Raw genomic sequence first — 18177 nt, 5'->3', positions numbered from 1 at the left:
TCCGAGGACTGAAAATGCTTTGGGTTGCAATCCTTTCGATGGTGCTGTTGCTGGGCGGTGTCCCGATTGCAATGGCGTTGGGCCTTGGGGGCACGCTCGGGGTCTGGCTGGCTGGCATCCCTCTGCAGGTCATCATCACACGCTTCTTCGCGGGGGTAGACAGCTTCGTCTTCCTCGCTATGCCGTTCTATATTTTGGCTGCGGAGATCATGAACCGCAGCGGCATCACGACCCGGCTTATCTATCTTTCTTCCATCTTTACCGGTCGCCTGCCGGGAGGCACCGCGTATACCAACGTCGGCACCTCGGTCTTGTTTGCCGGAGTGTCGGGCTCGGCCGTCGCTGATGCCAGTGCGCTTGGCCGCTTCTTCATGACGGTCATGCCGAAGGAGGGATATACGAAGCCGTATTCCGCAGCCGTTACCGCCGCGTCCTCGATCATCGGGCCGATCATCCCGCCGTCTGGCCTGGCGATCATCATGGCGGCGGTGACCGGCCTCTCAGTCGTTGATCTTTTCGTGGCGGGCGTAATACCGGGTGTGCTCTTTGGCGTAGCGTGTGCGGTGGTCATCCTCATCAAGTCGGTACGAAGCGGACTTCCAAAGTCGATCGTGACGGTCAAGCGCGAGGATCTTCCAAGGCTGTTGATCGAGGGCACGGCGGTCATGCTGCTGCCGTTCATCATCGTCGGGGGGATGGTCACCGGAGCGTTCACCGCCACCGAGGGGGGAGGGATCGCGGTCTTCGTTGCCGCCCTGCTTGGCCTCTTCCTGTTCCGGTCTATCACTCTACGCGATCTCTGGGATGCTCTTGTCATATCAGCGCGCGGCAGCGCCACGATCTATCTTCTGGTCGCCGCAGCATCGATCCTCTCCTATGCACTCAACCTTCTGGGGATCGGGGGTGTGGTGAAGGCGATCGCTCCCTATTTCCAGAGCAGCCCAATGCTGTTCCTGCTCGGCGTCATGCTTTTGATGCTGTTTCTTGGAATGTTCCTGGATATCGGCGCGGCATTGTTGATCTTCGTGCCGCTGGTTATGCCGACCATCATTCAGCTTGGCATCGACCCGATCCAAGCTTCGATGGTGATCATCCTGTCGCTTGCCATGGGGCTCATCACGCCTCCCGTTGGTGTCGTGCTCTTCATCCTGATGAAGATCGGGAACATCCGCATGACCCCGCTGATGCGGGATCTGATGCCGTTCATCCTCGCAGAGATCGGCGTCATCCTGCTCCTTATACTTTTCCCGTCATTGTCGACCTGGCTGCCGAACTTGCTGCGCTGACGCCTTTTCATACTCTCGGATGAACGAATGAAAATCACTGCAATCAAACCGTACATCGCTCGCGTGGGCGCGAGAAACCAGCTTGTCGTCAAGGTGGAGACAGACAGCGGCATCCATGGCTGGGGCGAGTCAGGCCTTTCCTATCGTGAGAAGGCTGTGGCCGGTGCGCTGGATCATTACGCGCAGTTCTTGCTCGGCAGGGATCCGATGCGTTGTGGCGCCCTGTGGCAGGAAATGTACCGCAGTCAGTATTTCGAGGGCGGGCGGGTTCTTGCCGCGGCGATAGCCGCGCTCGACATCGCCTTCCACGATATCAAGGGCAAAGCGCTTGGTGTTCCGGTTTATCAACTGCTTGGCGGCAAGCAGCGTGACCTTGTGCCGGCTTTCGCCACCACTTCGGCGGAGCCCGGCGAGCAAATGATCCAGCAGACGGTGATGCTGAAAGAAGCGGGTTGGAACTGCGTTCGATTCATTGCAACGGGGCAGGAGAACCTAGACCACTTCGAACCTCGCGACTCGATCGCAACCACGGCGGAATGGGTGACCAAGGCGCGTGCAGAAGTCGGTCATGCCATGACACTGGGCGTTGAATACCACCATCGCCTCAGCGTCGCTGAAGCGGCCTCTTTCTGCCAGAAAATGCCGAAGGGGACGATCGACTTCCTCGAGGAGGGGATTCGAGACGAGACGCCCACGGCCTACGAGGCGCTCCGCCGGATGACTGATGTCCCCTTTGCAATCGGCGAAGAGTTTTCGTCCAAGTGGCAGTTCCTGCCTTACGTGGAACGTGACATCATGCAGTTCTGCCGGATCGACATCTGCAACGTCGGTGGTTTCACCGAAGCGATGAAGGTTGCTGGCTGGTGCGAGGCGCATTACATCGACCTGATGCCGCACAATCCGCTAGGGCCGATCTGTACCGCCGCCTCGGTCCATCTTGGCGCGGCGGTCGCAAACTTCGGCTGGCTCGAATGCCGGCAAAGCCCTGCAGAACAACATTGGGGCTTTGACAACCGGACACTGTTCCCGAAACAGATCGAGGTGGATGGCGCTTTCTATGTCGTTCCCGATGCGCCGGGATTGGGCATCGAAGTCGACGAGGCAGAGCTTCAGAAGATGCCATTTGAGTATTCAGAGCCGCCGCATCTTCGCCGGACGGATGGATCATTCACCAACTGGTAGCCGCATTTGCGGGAGCGGGTTCCCGCTCGTCCGCCTGCCGAGTGGCGTGGCAGCACCTCTCACAGCCCTTGTTGTCACCATATCGCAATCTCTGATATGAAGGAGCGAGCGGCGTGGGGACAAGATGGCTGACAAGGTACTGGTGATTGATCCGATTGAGCGGCAAGACCTCATCAAGGGCCTGGCTAGCGATGTCCGCGTCATGATGCTGAAGCTCCTGCGCACGAGTGGCCCGAAGAATGTCAATGAGATCGCCGAAGAGCTGAAGCTCCCGCAGTCGACCGCGTCGATCAATCTTAAAGTGCTCGAGGATTGCGGCCTGATCTACACCGAGGGTCAGCGCGCCAAGAAGGGCAGCCAGAAGCTTTGTTATTCGGCGTTCCGCGAGATCCTCATCTCGTTTTCGGAACCAGTCACCGATCGGTTGGCGGAAGCGATCACCGTGTCCATGCCTCTGGGTCTCTATACCGAATTTGAAGTCTCCGGCCCGTGCGGGATGTGCTCGAGGGATGGTGTCATCGGCTTACTCGATGTTCCGGACACCTTCCTTGATCCGAACCGCATGAAGGCGGGCCTTCTGTGGTTCAATACTGGCTTTGTTGAATACCAGTTTCCCAACAATACCCTGCTGAAGAAAGCAAGGCCCAAGGCAATCGAGTTCGCGATGGAATTGAGCTCCGAGGTGCCGGGAACATCCGCCAACTGGCCGTCAGACATCTTTCTTCAGGTCAACGGCATCGAGATCGGCACATGGACGTCTCCCGGCGACTATGGCGACAAACGCGGTAACTTTACCCCGGATTGGTGGAAGCTGGCCGGATCGCAATACGGAATGCTGAAGAACTGGCGCATCAACGGACAGGGCAGTTTCGTCGACGGCATGAAGATTTCGAACGTCACTCTCGATGACCTACACCTGGACCAGCATCGTTCGATCCGGATGCGCATCGGGGTAAAGGACGATGCCGAACATCCCGGCGGCATCAACATTTTCGGCAGCGGCTTCGGGAACTACGGCCAGGATATCGTGCTTCGCATTCAGGTCTAGAGATCATAGACTGACTTGACGCGCCCTGCCGGTTCGGGCTCATATACCAACAATTCGGATACAAACCGAATAGATGGATATGGCCTCGGGAGGAGAGGGCTTTGGACGCTCGGGTTACTGCGCATGCGCGTTATACAATCGCGGATATCGACAAGCGCCTCTACGGGTCGTTTCTCGAGCATCTAGGACGTGCGATCTACACTGGCATCTACGAGCCCGATCATCCGACAGCGCTCCCGAACGGCATGCGGCAGGATGTGATTGACCTCGTTCGCGAACTCGACACGCCCGTCTGCCGGTACCCCGGCGGCAATTTCGTCTCAGCCTACAATTGGGAAGATGGAATCGGCCCGAAGGAAAGCCGCCCGACCCGCCTGGACCTCGCCTGGCGTACATCCGAATCCAACCAGGTTGGCATACATGAATTTGCCGAATGGGCTGAGGCTGCCGGCACGGAGATGATGCTGGCGGTCAATCTCGGATCGCGTGGCCTGGATGCCGCGCGCAACTTCGTGGAATATGTAAATCATCCCGGTGGCAGCCAATGGTCCGACCTGCGTCGCCAGAATGGCCGCGCGCAGCCGTGGAACGTCAAGCTCTGGTGCCTCGGCAATGAGATGGATGGCCCCTGGCAGGTCGGCCACAAAAGCGCTGCCGAATACGGTCACCTGGCGAACGAAACAGCCAAGGCCATCCGCGCCTTCGATGACAAGCTTGAGCTTGTCGTCTGCGGATCCTCCCACTCCGACATGGCGACCTATCCCCAGTGGGAAGCGACCGTTCTCGATGCGACCTACGACCAGGTCGATTACATCTCGTTGCACATGTATTTTGAGAACTACGAGAAGAAGACCTCGGAATTCCTGGCCCTGCCTGAGAAGCTCGATCGCTACATCGGCACCGTCAGCGGCGTCATCGACTTCGTGAAGGCGGGCAAGCGTTCGAAGCGAGACGTCAAGATCTCCTTTGATGAGTGGAACGTCTGGTATCACGAGCGCAAGAACGACGCGAAGCGCATGCGCGAATGGGATTGGCCGCATGCTCCGGTGCTGCTTGAGGACATTTACAATTTCGAGGATGTGCTGCAGGTCGGTTGTATCATCAACACCTTCATCCGCCGGTCGGACATCGTGCGGGTGGCCTGCATCGCGCAATTGGTCAACGTGATCGCGCCAATCATGACCGAGCCGGGTGGCGCCTCCTGGCGGCAGACGATCTACCATCCATTTCATCTGGCGTCTCGTTATGGGCGGGGGACTGCGCTACAGCTTGATGTGGACTGCGCGAGCTACACGGCCGATGTCGCGGATGCTGTCCCTTACCTCGATATTGCCGGTGTTCATGACGGCGATGCAGGAACGCTCACCTTCTTCGCCATCAACCGCCACGGGTCCGAGTCGGCGAACATCAAGCTTTGCGTAGAGCGCTTCGGAAACATCAGGAGCGTTGAACACACGCTGATCAAGCATGATGATCTGGAGGCGCGCAATACCAAGGACAATCCGGACAACGTCGCTCCGCGCAAGACGACGGATGCGGTGGTGGAAGGCAACGACGTTCGTTTGTCGGTTCCGCCGTACTCGTATTCCATGATCAGGATCCAACTGTAAGATCAATCGGTGGCGGTGAAATCCCGCCTGTCTAGGGAGGAAAGTGACATGCCGAATTGGTTCAGACTGACAAAGGCGGTGCTTGTGGCGGGCAGTCTCATGGCCTCCGCCGCCCATGCCGAGGAAACCGTGACGTGGTGGGACTTCCTGAGCGGCGGTGATGGCGTGCGCATGAAGCAGCTCATCTCAGACTTCAACGCAGCTCATCAAGGCAAGATCAAGATCGATGCAACGACGCTTGAATGGGGGACGCCCTTCTACGCGAAGGTCCAGACATCTGCTGCCGTGGGAGAGGCGCCGGATATCATGACCTATCATGCGAGCCGTATCCCGCTCGCGGTCAAGCAGGGTATCCTGCAGGAAATCACGGCCGATCACTGGAAGACGATGGGGCTGTCGCAGTCCGACTATGCGCCGGCCACCTGGGACGCGGTGACCTCCGACGGCAAGCAATATGCCGTGCCGCTCGATACGCATCCGATCGTGCTTTACTACAACAAGGACCTGCTGAAGAAGGCCGGCGTACTGGGCGACGACGGCAAGCCCAAGGGCATGGACTCGCGCGAAAACTTCACCGCGACACTCAAGGCCCTGAAGGAGGCGGGTGTGAAGTTCCCACTCGGCTCTGTGACGGCCGACGGTAACTTCATGTTCCGCACCATCTATTCGTTCATGGGCCAGCAGGACGGCGAACTGATGACAGACGGGGAGTTTCTTGCCGGCGACAACGCCAAGAAGCTCGAAAATGCGCTGTCTGTTCTGGCTGACTGGACCAAGGAGGGGCTGCAGTCCACCTATACCGACTATCCTGCAACGGTCGCGCTGTTCACCTCGGGTGAGGCGGCGATGATGATCAACGGCGTCTGGGAGGTCCCGACGATGACGGACCTTGCCAAGAACGGCAAGCTTTTCGACTGGGGTGCTGTCGAACTGCCGGTGATCTTCGATCATCCTTCAACCTATGCCGACAGCCACAGCTTCGCGATCCCGGCCAACAAGGGCAAGGAGATGAGCCCGGAAAAGCGCGCGGCCGTGCTGGAGGTCATGAGCTGGATCTCGAAGAACTCGCTGTTTTGGGCGACCGCCGGACATATTCCCGCCTATGGTCCCGTGACCAATTCGGCGGAATACAAGGCGATGGAGCCGAATGCGACCTACTCCTCGCTCACCACCAACATGATCTTCGACCCGAAGACGCCACTCGCTGGCATCGCCGGGCCGATCTTCGACGTGATGTCGAACTTCTTCGTGCCGACGCTGAATGGCGAGATGGAGCCTGCAGAAGCAGTCGAGGAGATCAAGGCTGGTCTGGAGGACCTTTGACGAGCTTGGCCCGGGCGACCAGGGTCACCCGGGCCTTACGCGTTTGAATGCAGGGGGGGGAGGATGATGCTCAGAAACCGGCGCAGGGAGACGCTTTTCGCCCTGGCGCTTGTCGCGCCTTTCGTCGCCATCTATGGCCTTGTCTTCGTCTACCCGACGATCAAGCTCTTCATGATCAGCCTCACGGATGCGCCGCTGATCGGCGGGGGAAATTATGTCGGCTTCGACAATTACACGCGTCTCGCGTCTGACCGGAGGTTCAACACCGCAGTTTGGAACACGGCATACTTTGTCCTCATCACCGTCGTGCCGGGGACCCTTATCGCGTTCGCCATTGCGCTCGGCGTCAATCGCCTTAGGGGGCGGCTTCAGGCCGCGATCCTCGCCCTGTTCTTCCTGCCGTATATTCTCCCGGTCTCGGTGGTCTATCTCCTCTGGGACTGGACGTTGAACTTCCAGTTCGGCATCGCGATGCATGTCTTTGACCTGCTCGGCATCCAGCGCATTCCGGTCTTCAAGTCGACGGCGTGGTTCATGCCGGCGGTGGGTGTGATCACGATCTGGTGGACGGCCGGCTTTTCGATTCTCTTGTTCCTTGCGGGATTGCGCGCCATACCAGCTGAGATCTACGAAGCCGCGGCGTTGGACAATGCCGGCATCTGGTCGACCTTTCGCCGCATCACCTGGCCCCTGATGTGGCCGATCACTGCGCTGGTGCTGACGATCCAGTTGATCTCCCAGCTCAAGATCTTCGACCAGGTCTATCTGTTTTCGACCGGGGGGCGCCCGAACGACAACGTCGTGCTGGTTTATTACGTGTTCCAGAGAGCCTTCCAGTCAGACCAGGGGGGCAGGGCAGCGGCCGTGGCTGTCGTGCTGTTCATTATCGTCATCGTCGTGTCGGTGTTGAACTTCCAGTTGACGCGCCTTTCGGGAGGGCGATCACGATGACAGCAGCAACCGCACGTCGGCTGAACAACATCGGCCTCGTCATCACCGTGATTACCGTGTTGTGTGCCGTGGTCTGGGCCTTCCCGCTTTATTGGGCAGTGGTATCGTCGCTGAAGCCGGAGGACGAAGTGGTGCGGCCCTATATCGAGCTGTGGCCGGATACCCCCACGCTGTCGCACTATGTATTTGCGTTGACTAAGACGGAAATCGGCCGTTGGTACATCAACTCGATCGTGACCGCGGCGGCCGTCACCGTGCTCACAGTCAGCTCGTCGCTCTTCTGCGGCTACGCCATCTCGCAGCTGAAGTTTCCGTTTCGGAGCATGCTCTGGTGGCTCATCCTGGCAAGCTTCATGGTCCCGATGCAAACCCTGATCATCAATCATTTCGAGCTGGTGGCGGATCTCGGCCTTATCAACACATGGAGCGGCATCGTGCTGCCGCAGCTCATCCACCCGGTCATCATCATCGTCTACAAGCAGTTCTTCGATGGCGTGCCGAAGGATTTTCGCGAGGCGGCGGTGATGGACAACGCTTCCGAGTGGCGCATCCTGACGCGGGTCTATATCCCCATGAACTGGGGTGTCACCACGGCGCTGTCGATCGTGTGCTTCATCTGGTCGTGGAATTCGTTCCTGTGGCCGTTCCTGGCGGTAACCAAGACCAACATGATGACGATCACCGTCGGCATCACCCAGGTCAATGATGCATTCGGCGTCTATTATGCACGGCAATTGACGGCGGCGGTGCTTGCTGGTCTGCCGGTGGCGCTCGTCTACCTGATCTTCCAGCGAAGGGTGACGGAAGCGATCACCCTGTCGGCGGGCATCAAGGGGTAGGGCCACGCCTTTCGCATTCGCTTGAGCGAGAGCCCTGCCGCGGTGACTCAAGCGGCTTGATAGGATCTTCCGTCTGCGTCAAACAGATGAACCGCCGTAGGATCCAGGCCCACCTGCACGCGATCACCGGGGCGCACGCTCGAGCGTCCGCTATCCTGCGCAACAAGCTGGGAGCCATCTTCGAGCGTGCAATACGCAAGCGTGCGTTCGCCGAGTTGTTCCACGACCCCCACCTGCGCCGTTGTCGTGGGACGGGATGGGTCGGTACCCGCCGCCACGATCCGCACTGATTCCGGCCGGATACCGAGATCAAACTTCCCGGCTTGGGGAACAGGTGCTTCGATCTCGAACTCGAACCCGTTTCCGAGCCGCACCGGCGTCCGCCCGGGGCGCAGAACTTCGACGGGAAGAAAATTCATGCCGGGGCTTCCGATGAACCCTGCAACGAAGCGCGAAGCGGGCTTGAGGTAGACCTCCATCGGCGTCCCGATCTGCTCGATCTTGCACTGGTTGAGAACGACGATGCGGTCTGCGAGCGTCATCGCCTCCGTCTGGTCATGCGTGACATAGATCATCGTCGCCTTCATGCGCTGATGAAGCTGGGCGAGCTCGACCCGGGTGCGCGCGCGTAGCGCGGCATCGAGGTTCGACAGCGGTTCATCGAAGAGAAAGGCCTTCGGCTCCTTGACGATCGCCCGGCCAATGGCCACCCGTTGCCGTTGCCCACCGGATAACTGTGCGGGCTTGCGCGACAGTAGATGCTCCATCTCCAGCATGCGGGCAGCGGTCAACACCCGCGTTTCGATCTCCGTCGCTGGAAGGCCAATATTCTGGAGCCCGAAGGCCATGTTGTCCCGCACGCTCATGTGCGGATAAAGAGCATAATTCTGGAATACCATCGCAACATTGCGCTGGCCCGGCGGCAGCGTCTCGCTGCGCACGCCGCCGATAGTAAGGGAGCCGGAGTCGATCGTCTCAAGCCCGGCGATCATGCGAAGAAGCGTCGATTTGCCCGATCCGGAAGGCCCAAGGAAGACGACGAGTTCCCCCGCCTCGACAGACAGCGAGATGTCCTTGATGACCGATACCGAACCGAAGCTTTTCGATACATTCTCCAGACGAATTTCCGCCATCCATCTCCTCCCAGAGCTCGCATCATTCTTTCCGGTATGTATCGGAAGTCAAGATACGGATGCTGGCTGGAAATATTCGCGCTTCACCGCTCAGCTGCTGTGCGCCCGTAAAGCAGCAGCATGACAATGATGACGAGGCCGTAGATGATCTGGCGCCCGGCTTCAGGCATCTGCATCACCGACAGGATCGATTGCAGGAGCGTGATGAGGATCACGCCCGCGATGGTGCCAAGGTAAGAGCCACGACCGCCGATGATCGAGGTTCCGCCAAGAACGACTGCGGCAATTGCCGGCAGCAGGTACGCGTCACCCATGGATTGCGCAGCCTTCGAAGCATAGCCTGCGAGCAGGATGCCACCAAGCGCAGACAGCCCGCCGGCCACGGCAAACGCTATCATTACGATGCGCCGCGTGTTGATGCCTGACAGATAAGCCGCCCGCTCGCGATTCCCGATGCCATAGACGCATCGCCCGAAGCTCGTACGCGTCAGCACGAATACCATTCCGGCGCCAACAAGTGCCCAGATGATTACGACGTTCGGAATGCCGGGGATGATCGATCCTGTAGCGAGGAAGCGCATGGCACCGGTGGCGCTGTCCTGCGGGGAGAAGCCGCCGGTGTAAACCACCATGGCACCCTGGGCGACAGCATTGGTGGCGAGCGTCATGATCATCGACGGGATGCGCAGATAGGCGACGCCGAGGCCGTTGACGACGCCGATCGCGACGCCGCACAAGATCCCAAACGGGATAGCGAAGGCCGCGCCCACGTCGCCATAGGCGGCGGCCGCGCAGGCCATCATGGCGCCCGTGGAGACTGCCCAAGGCACGGAAAGGTCGATCTGGCCAAGCAGGATGACCAGCATCATACCCGTGGCAATGACACCCAGGAAGGAGGCCACTTTCAACTGCTGCAGCAGGTATTCCGGCGAGAGGAAGCTGCTGGAATAAAGGCTCCCCAAAATGAGAAGAAGGACAATGCAGGCGAAAGCGATTACCACCGCCCGATCGAGCCGCCGGACGAAGCTTGGCATGCGTTCAGTCATGCGTACCGTTCCAGTTTCACTCACAGGAACCACTCCAGCCTATTTCGGACACGGACCAAGCCGATCGCTCCCAGGCTGACAGCGACAAGCAATATGAGGCCCTGGAAGAGGGGCTGCCAGATGGGGTCGAAATCAAAGACGAACAGCAGGTCGCCAATCGTACGGAAGGCGAGCGCGCCAAAGATGGCGCCGATCGCGCTGCCCTTGCCGCCAAACAAAGACACCCCGCCCAGCACCACCGCCGCGATGGAGAACAGCGTATAGGCATTGCCGCTCGCAAGAGCTGCATCCCCTGTATAGGTGAAAAAAGTCAGGAAGAGCCCGCCGACGGCGGCGATCAGACCGCCAAGCGTGTAGCTCAGGAACTTGCCGCGGCGGATGGGCATGCCCGACATGTATGCGGCCGTTTCGGACGAACCGGCGGCATAGGCCGCACGACCGTAGACGCTGCGGCTATAGGGGATCCAAACGACAAGCACCACGCCCGCCAGCGCAACAAGGCTGCTCGGGATGACGCCGAACAGCCGGCCGGTAAGCGCGTCCGCCAGATCCTCATTGACGGATCCGCCCGGGAAGGGCCGCAGGAGGAGCGCAATGCCGAAATAAACGGCACCTGTCGCGATCGTCGTGACGATCGGTTGTAACCGGCCATAGATGACGATGGCGCCGTTGATCGCCCCGCACAACGCGCCGACAAGCAGGACCGCAATCACGCCCATTGCTGTTTCGAGGGGTGTGCCGATTACGATCCAGGACGCCAGACAATTGGTCAGCAGGAGGATCATGCCGACCGAGAGATCAATGCCGGCTGTGATCACGACAAGCGTCTGCGCCATAGCGACGAATGCCAGCAGCACGCCCTTGTTCGCAGCCGTCTGGACGACATTGGCGGTGAACCCTGCTGGATGGTTTGCCGTGTAGATGACGAACATCACGACGAAGATCGCAACGGCGGTCAAAGTGCCTTGCTGTGCTGAAAGCCAATACCGCCAGTCTTTCATGATGCGAGCTCCTGCACTCTTTCCGCTTCGGGCAGGTTTAGGGCGCTGGCGAGAAGAGCATGTTCGGTAATCTCGGACCCCACCAGTTGCCGCTTCACTGCGCCGTCATAAAGAACCAGAACTTTGTCGCAGCAGCCGATCAATTCGGCATAGTCGGTCGAATAAAAGAGAATAGCGGCACCTTCATCGGCCAGCCGGCGCAGCAACTGGTAGATTTCCTGCTTCGTGCCAACGTCGATGCCTCGGGTCGGGTCGTTCAGCAGCACGATCCGCGGGCTGCGCATCAACCATTTGGCGATGACGACCTTCTGCTGGTTACCACCTGAAAGCGTGCCTACGGGCACATCAAGGTTGCCGGCCTTGATCGAAAGCAACTTCATCATGCGGTCGATGAGCGTCTGCTCCTTTTTGCCGTCGATGACGCCGCTCTTAGCGAGTTGGTCAAGGGCCGCAAATGACAGGTTCTCACGCACCGTCATCGGTAACATGAGTCCTTCGGTCTTCCGGTCTTCGGGTATGAGCGCCATGCCGATGCCATGGTCGCGCGCCTGTGTCGGGCTTTCTATTCGCACGGGTTCGCCATCTACGAGAACAGTGCCCTTAACATCGCGAAGCACGCCGAACAGGGCAAGCAGCAGGTCTCTCTGCCCCTGGCCATCCAACCCGCCGAGGCCAACGATCTCGCCCGCTTTCAGCGAGAAGGAAATGTCGTGAAGGCGGTCACCCCAGGAGAGGTTCTGAACGTCAAGGACCGGCTTCTTGTCCGGCACGGGCTCAGGTTTCGACGGGTAAGCGCTATGATATTCGCGACCGATCATCATCTCGATCACGTCTTCATCGCTCTTTGTCCCGGCGGGGTAGCTTGCGACATTGCTGCCATTACGGAACACGGTGCAGTCGTCCGCGAGCTCGGCGATCTCGTTCATCCGATGCGATATGTAGAGCAGCGCCAGCCGTTCGTTGCGAAGACGCTTCAAGACCTCGAAGACTTTCCGGACATCGCCCGCCGTCAAGGCGGATGTCGCCTCGTCGAGAATGAGGATGCGCGGCTTGCGGGCCAGCGCCTTTGCAATTTCCACCATCTGCCGGCGTGACAGCGGCAGGTCCTTGACGAGAGCAAGCGGATGTATGTCGGAGGCGCCCGTGCGCGCCAGCGCCTCTTCGGCTATCTGACGTTGCGCCCTCCGGTCAATCATGCCGAAACGGGTGGGCGGCCTGGATACCATGATGTTGTCCGCAACGCTAAGTTCCGGAATGAGTGACAGTTCCTGAAAGACGCAGACCACGCCGGCATCGTTGGCGGCCGCCGGCGAGGGGAACGTCACCGGCTGCCCGTCCATGAGCATGGTGCCTTGATCAGGCGACACAACGCCAGACATGATCTTGATCAGCGTCGACTTGCCTGCGCCGTTTTCCCCCAGGAGCGCGTGGATTCTGCCGGCCTTCAGCGTGAGGCTGGCCTGCTCAAGCGCCCTGACCCCTCCGTAACGTTTGGATATGCCTTCCATACGGAAAAGGTCATCAGACTGCTGCATCATTTTCTCCGGGACATGAGCGAAGCAGGCACGAGGCCGATCGGCTTCGTGCCTGCCAATTCCATGATGGCTACTGATTTTCCTTTGTCTGCCCCATAATCTCCTGGGCAGTGAAGTTGATCCCGCACGTCGGGAAGGAGTTGCCAACGAAGAAATTGTCGGACTCCGTTGGGAAGTAATCCTGCCCTTCCTTGAACTCGCCATCCGAGGTGATCGCCAGCGGCAGCTTGACCTCCTGCGGGATGACCTGACCCTCAAGAGCTGCAATTGCCGTCTTGATGGCCACGGCCACCTGTGCCGGTCCCGAGCCTGCCGAGGTGCACTTCAACCCGTCCGCCGAATGCTTCGCGCAAAGCTTGCGGAAACCGTTCTCGGTCTCGCCGCCAAACGGAACGAATGGGTGCTTGGCGTCAATCATCGCCTGCACCACGCCGGTGTCGCCACCCTGGGCGGTGATGCCGTCAAACGGGCCATTGGTGGCGATCGCGTCAGCCGCGACCTTCTGGGCCACGCCGTCGTCCCATTTGCCCATGACCTCGGTCACCTTGAACTCCTTGCCCGAAGCCTGCAGCTTCTCGTGAAGCCCGGTATGACGGTCGGTGTCGACAGAGGTTCCAGCAACGCCGCGAACCTCGAGCACCTTTCCACCATTCGGCAGGTATTTCACCAGCCAGTCGCCCCAAAGCTCACCGAGGCCCTTCTGGTCGACATTGACGTTGATCGCGTCTTCCGTGTCGAGAATATTGTCAAACGCGACGAGAACGACGCCGGCCTGTTTGGCCCGCTTGATGACTGGTGCAAAGGCGGTCGGGTTCTGGGCGTTGACGATGATCGCGTCGTAACCAGAGTCAATGAAGTTGTTGATGGCCGAGATCTGCGCCGGCACATCCTCTCCTGTCGAAACGACCTTGAATTCCTTCAGCTTGGCGGCGACGTCCGGCTGGGCAGCATAGGCCTTGGCCGTCTGCACCATCTGGATGCGCCAGGTATTGGCGATATAGCCGTTCGCGAGCGCAATGCGGAACGGGCCATCCTTCTTGGGGAACTTGTAGAACTTGGTCTCGGCAGACCAGGGTGCAAAGCACTCCGGATCGGCAGACGGGCCTGAAACGACTTCTGGCTCAGCGTAAGATGCCGAGCCCAGCATGAGGAATGCAGTTGCTGCGACAACACCACGTATCACGGATTTCATCGGCTTTCCCTCCCTTTGGCGCGCTTGCACGAGCTCTCTCGCGTGGTCGCGAGGCACGATACAGACACGACTCCCTTGGCGTCGCTCACGGCGGCCATCTCCCAAACAGCGCAGCAAAGTCTCCTCACCAGCCGCACCGTCCTTAATGGGTAGCGCTACCATATTTCACTGTAAAGAGGATTTTGCGGAAACAACTTGTCGGATTATTTTAACGTTGAAGTGTTTTGGAAGTATTCGTTGGCGCGGCCGTGCCACTTGCATAAAGTTAGCGCTATCAGCATTGTTGGATTGGTATCATTCGGGGGAGGAACGATGGCCGTAGATTTTCAGGTGCTGGATGCACGCTTCGCACGTCTGGTCAATCCGAGCGCTCGACTGGAGCAGCTTTACGGCGGATGCCGCTGGGCCGAGGGGCCAGCTTACTTTGCAGGCGGACGCTATTTGATCTGGTCCGACATCCCCAATGACCGCACGTTGCGGTATGACGAGAACGACGGGCATGTCAGCGTTTTCCGGCAGCCAGCGAACTTCTCCAACGGCAACACCACGGACCGCCACGGAAGACTCGTAACCTGCGAGCACGGCGGTCGCCGGGTCAGTCGCACCGAACATGACGGTAGCGTCGTCACGATCGCCGATCGATGGGATGGCAAGCGGCTGAATTCACCCAACGACGTGGTCGTTCGCTCGGACGGTTCGATCTGGTTCACCGACCCGACCTACGGGATCGACACTGACTATGAGGGTCATCGAGCACCGAGCGAAATCGGCGCCTGCCACGTTTACCGTGTGGACCCGCAGACGATGGCAATCGAGCCGGTGATCACTGACATGGTGCGCCCCAACGGCCTCGCCTTCTCGCTGGATGAGAGCCAATTGTATGTCGTCGATACCGGGCGAACTCACGGTGAGCATTACCCGGCCCACATGCGTGTCTTCGACGTGGACCGGGCGGGCAAGGTGTCCGGCGGCCGTGTCTTTGCCGACTGTACGGTTGGCCTGTTTGATGGTTTCCGGCTTGATGAGGACGGGCGAATCTGGACGAGTGCCGGGGACGGCGTCCACTGCTATGATCCGGACGGCACCTTGATCGGCAAGATCCTTGTTCCCGAAACGACGGCCAACTGCGTGTTTGGCGGGCCGAAGCGCAACATTCTCTATATCTGCGCGACGAGTTCTCTCTACGCCATCCGGCTCATGGTCAACGGTGCGAGGCTGTCCTGACCGGTGGAAGAACTCGACGTCAATGAGCCGGTCAAGAAGATGGGACGGCGCAGCAGTGGCCGGCCCACCATCAATGATGTGGCGCGGCTGGCCGGCGTTTCACCAATCACCGTCTCTCGGGCGCTGCGCGATCCGTCGCTGGTCTCGGTGGAGTTGCGCCGGCTGGTCGACGGCGCTGTTGCCGAACTCCATTACCAGCCAAACGTCAATGCGCGCGCCCTTGCCTCCTCGCGCGCAGACGTCATTGCCGTCCTTGTGCCGTTGCTGACGAATATCGTCTTCGCCGACTTTATCAGGGGCATCTATGACGCGCTGGATGACAGCACGTTGCAGGTCCAGATCGGCAACACCCATTACTCTCCGCAGGAAGAGGAACGGCTTGTGCGCATGTTCCTTGGCCAGCGACCATCCGGATTGATCCTCGCCGGCATCGACCAGTCGAGTCCAACGGTGAAGCTCCTCAAGGCCGCTGGCTGCCCGGTGGTGCAGGTGATGGAATACCACGAAGAGCCAATCGACATGCTGGTCGGCTTCTCGCACTTCGAGGCGGGAAAGGCGGCGACGGAGCACCTTGTCCACGCCGGCTATCGCCGGATCGGATTCATCGGCGCGCGCATGGATCCACGCTCGCAGCGTCGCATGGCCGGCTACCAGCGCGCTCTGGAAGAAGCCGGCATGTTCGATCCGACTCTGATTACCACGACGCCAACACCATCCAGCGTGCCGCTCGGCGGCGAACTGCTGGCGGAGGCCTTGGCGCGGAACCATGACCTTGATGCCGTCTTCTGCAATAACGACGATCTTGCCCTGGGCGTGCTCTTCGAGTGCCAACGGCGTGCGATCAGCGTGCCGCACCGCATCGGGATCTGCGGCTTCAACGATCTCGACCTGATGCGCGCTGCGCATCCCTGCGTGACCAGCGTCACCACTCCAAGGTATGAGACTGGCCGACACGCGGTGCAGATGGTTCGTCGTCGTTTGTCAGGTGAAACGGAAGAGGCACGCTACCTCGATCTCGGGTTCCGCCTGCAGGCCCGTGAAAGCACCGCAAGAGCCTTCGCGCCGAGGTGGAAGCCTGCGTAAAACAGCGGCCTGATGTTCAGGGGCGTCGGCATAAGTGGTTTTACCAAAGCGACCTCGTTGCGTTTTGCAAGCGCCTTTTATCGTACGGCGAAGCACCTTCGAAGAAATCGGCTTGACCAATTTTACTTTTGGCGCTTTTCTGCGGGTGCATCAAGCACTGGAGGAGGGCGCGATGATGGGAGCATCTGCTATTGCCGCGACCGCGCCAGCGCGCGTGTTGCTGAGGTTGGAAAACATCTCCAAGGAGTTTCCTGGGGTCAAGGCGCTGTCGGGCGTCAACTTCGACCTGCGCGCCGGTGAGGTTCACGCCGTCTGCGGTGAGAATGGTGCAGGCAAATCGACTTTGATGAAGATCATCAGCGGCGTCTACCAGCCGAACTCAGGGTCGATTACCTTCAAGGGTGAACCAATGCGGTTCAGCTCAACGCTTCAGTCGGAAGCGGTCGGCATCGCGATCATCCACCAGGAACTCAACCTTGTTCCGCATCTTACCGTCGCGGAAAACATCTATCTCGCGCGCGAGCCGCGGCGCGGTTTTCTCGTTGATCGAAGGAAACTGATCGCCGCTGCTCGCCGCTGCCTCGACCGGATCGGTGTGAACATCGACCCGACCGTGCAGGTGCGGGCGCTCTCGGTTGCGCAGCGCCAGATGGTGGAGATCGCCAAGGCACTATCTCTTGATGCTGCAGTCCTCATCATGGATGAGCCGACGTCATCGCTGACGGAGCAGGAGGCGCAACTCCTCTTCAAGGTGATCCGCGATCTCAAGGCGCAGGGCACCGGCATCATCTACATCTCCCACAGGCTGGATGAGATGGTCGAGATTGTCGATCGCGTCACGGTCCTGCGCGATGGGCGGTATATCTCGACGGATGATTTTGCGGATCTGACGCTCGACGACATCGTCGCGCGCATGGTCGGGCGTTCGCTGGAAGATAAATATCCAGAGCCGACGCGAGTACCGGGCGAGCACGTCATCTTTTCGGCAAGCGGCCTGACGCGGCATGGAGTGTTTTCCGACATCGGCTTCGAGATCCGGCGCGGCGAGATCCTTGGGTTTGCCGGATTGATGGGGGCGGGCCGCACCGAAGTCGCTCGCGCCATCTTTGGCGCCGATCCGCTCGACTCCGGTACGATTACCCTGGATGGGAAGGAGCTGAAGATCACTGATCCGCGTAACGGGATCGAGGCAGGGATCGCTTATCTGTCGGAAGATCGCAAGGCGAATGGCCTCGCCATCAAGATGCCCGTTGACGCGAACCTGATGATGGCGCGGATGGACGGTGTCAGCAACCGCTTCGGCATCATTGATCGGAAGAAACATCATGATGCCAGCCAGCATTATGTCGATCTGCTGAACATCAAGACGCCGAGCCTCACCCAGCCGGTGAGGCTGTTGTCGGGCGGCAACCAGCAGAAGATCATCATCGGCAAATGGCTGTTCCGCGAGCCGCGGGTGATGTTTTTTGACGAGCCGACGCGGGGCATCGATATCGGCGCCAAGTTTGCGATCTACCAGATCATGGACGAACTGGCGGCGCGTGGAATCGCCGTGGTGCTGATCAGCTCGGAGTTGCCGGAAGTTCTCGGAATGACGGACCGCATCGCTGTCTTCCACGCAGGGCGGATCACCGCCACGCTGACCACGCGCGACACAAACCAGGAAGAGATCATGCATTACGCGTCCGGCAGTGGCCGGCGTGCGCAATAAGGATACTGAAATG

General features: G+C 59.6%; 15 protein-coding genes. 10 read left to right on the top strand and 5 right to left on the bottom strand.

The annotated features are described in order from the left end of the window. Nucleotides 1-14 precede the first annotated feature (14 nt). The 7 genes from CYG48_RS17230 (at nucleotide 15) to CYG48_RS17200 (ending at nucleotide 8239) form a co-directional block, all read left to right on the top strand. Nucleotides 15-1286: a TRAP transporter large permease gene (locus CYG48_RS17230; RefSeq protein WP_118851824.1), complete on the top strand. Its 1272-nt coding sequence runs from the start codon at nucleotides 15-17 to the stop codon at nucleotides 1284-1286. A 27-nt stretch (nucleotides 1287-1313) separates the two neighbouring features. Further along, nucleotides 1314-2468 carry a mandelate racemase/muconate lactonizing enzyme family protein gene (locus CYG48_RS17225; protein WP_118851823.1) on the top strand — a complete coding sequence of 385 codons (1155 nt, stop codon included), beginning with the start codon at nucleotides 1314-1316 and terminating at the stop codon, nucleotides 2466-2468. Nucleotides 2469-2592: 124 nt separating this feature from the next. Further along, the gene (locus tag CYG48_RS17220) at nucleotides 2593-3516 is read left to right on the top strand and encodes an ArsR/SmtB family transcription factor (RefSeq protein WP_118851822.1); all 924 of its coding nucleotides are present in this window, start codon (nucleotides 2593-2595) and stop codon (nucleotides 3514-3516) included. 101 nt (nucleotides 3517-3617) lie between these two features. Next, nucleotides 3618-5126: an arabinosylfuranosidase ArfA gene (gene arfA / locus CYG48_RS17215; RefSeq protein ID WP_118851821.1), complete on the top strand. Its 1509-nt coding sequence runs from the start codon at nucleotides 3618-3620 to the stop codon at nucleotides 5124-5126. A 48-nt stretch (nucleotides 5127-5174) separates the two neighbouring features. After that, nucleotides 5175-6449 carry an extracellular solute-binding protein gene (locus CYG48_RS17210; RefSeq protein ID WP_118851820.1) on the top strand — a complete coding sequence of 425 codons (1275 nt, stop codon included), beginning with the start codon at nucleotides 5175-5177 and terminating at the stop codon, nucleotides 6447-6449. 66 nt (nucleotides 6450-6515) lie between these two features. Further along, nucleotides 6516-7400, top strand: coding sequence for a carbohydrate ABC transporter permease (locus CYG48_RS17205; protein ID WP_199925360.1), 885 nt, complete (start codon nucleotides 6516-6518; stop codon nucleotides 7398-7400). Continuing rightward, nucleotides 7397-8239, top strand: coding sequence for a carbohydrate ABC transporter permease (locus CYG48_RS17200; protein ID WP_118851818.1), 843 nt, complete (start codon nucleotides 7397-7399; stop codon nucleotides 8237-8239). The genes CYG48_RS17205 and CYG48_RS17200 overlap by 4 nt, the downstream gene beginning before the upstream one ends. 47 nt (nucleotides 8240-8286) lie before the next feature. Here CYG48_RS17200 and CYG48_RS17195 read toward each other — a convergent pair whose 3' ends face one another. The 5 genes from CYG48_RS17195 to CYG48_RS17175 all read right to left on the bottom strand — a co-directional run bounded on the left by CYG48_RS17195 (nucleotide 8287) and on the right by CYG48_RS17175 (nucleotide 14146). After that, complete coding sequence (locus CYG48_RS17195; RefSeq protein ID WP_118851817.1) at nucleotides 8287-9372, bottom strand: ABC transporter ATP-binding protein; 1086 nt, start codon at nucleotides 9370-9372, stop codon at nucleotides 8287-8289. Nucleotides 9373-9455: 83 nt separating this feature from the next. Next, nucleotides 9456-10418 (bottom strand): ABC transporter permease, encoded by a 963-nt coding sequence (locus CYG48_RS17190; protein WP_118851816.1) that lies wholly within the window; start codon nucleotides 10416-10418, stop codon nucleotides 9456-9458. A 20-nt stretch (nucleotides 10419-10438) separates the two neighbouring features. After that, complete coding sequence (locus tag CYG48_RS17185; protein WP_118851815.1) at nucleotides 10439-11419, bottom strand: ABC transporter permease; 981 nt, start codon at nucleotides 11417-11419, stop codon at nucleotides 10439-10441. Continuing rightward, nucleotides 11416-12954 carry a sugar ABC transporter ATP-binding protein gene (locus tag CYG48_RS17180; protein WP_118851814.1) on the bottom strand — a complete coding sequence of 513 codons (1539 nt, stop codon included), beginning with the start codon at nucleotides 12952-12954 and terminating at the stop codon, nucleotides 11416-11418. The genes CYG48_RS17185 and CYG48_RS17180 overlap by 4 nt, the downstream gene beginning before the upstream one ends. A gap of 70 nt (nucleotides 12955-13024) precedes the next feature. Beyond that, on the bottom strand, nucleotides 13025-14146 hold the full coding sequence (locus CYG48_RS17175; protein WP_118851813.1) for a sugar ABC transporter substrate-binding protein: 1122 nt from the start codon (nucleotides 14144-14146) through the stop codon (nucleotides 13025-13027). A 312-nt stretch (nucleotides 14147-14458) separates the two neighbouring features. Between CYG48_RS17175 and CYG48_RS17170 the strand changes: the two genes are divergently transcribed. The 3 genes from CYG48_RS17170 (at nucleotide 14459) to CYG48_RS17160 (ending at nucleotide 18164) form a co-directional block, all read left to right on the top strand. Next, nucleotides 14459-15370, top strand: coding sequence for an SMP-30/gluconolactonase/LRE family protein (locus CYG48_RS17170; RefSeq protein WP_118851812.1), 912 nt, complete (start codon nucleotides 14459-14461; stop codon nucleotides 15368-15370). A gap of 39 nt (nucleotides 15371-15409) precedes the next feature. Then, nucleotides 15410-16453 carry a LacI family DNA-binding transcriptional regulator gene (locus tag CYG48_RS17165; protein ID WP_118852817.1) on the top strand — a complete coding sequence of 348 codons (1044 nt, stop codon included), beginning with the start codon at nucleotides 15410-15412 and terminating at the stop codon, nucleotides 16451-16453. A 172-nt stretch (nucleotides 16454-16625) separates the two neighbouring features. Then, complete coding sequence (locus tag CYG48_RS17160) at nucleotides 16626-18164, top strand: sugar ABC transporter ATP-binding protein (protein ID WP_445304360.1); 1539 nt, start codon at nucleotides 16626-16628, stop codon at nucleotides 18162-18164. Nucleotides 18165-18177: the final 13 nt, after the last annotated feature.

The sequence above is a fragment of the Neorhizobium sp. SOG26 genome, from assembly GCF_003491345.1.
Taxonomy (GTDB): Bacteria; Pseudomonadota; Alphaproteobacteria; order Rhizobiales; family Rhizobiaceae; genus Neorhizobium; species Neorhizobium turbinariae.
The sequence above is the reverse complement of the archived record's forward strand: the minus strand, read 5'-3'. Positions and strand labels throughout refer to the sequence as shown.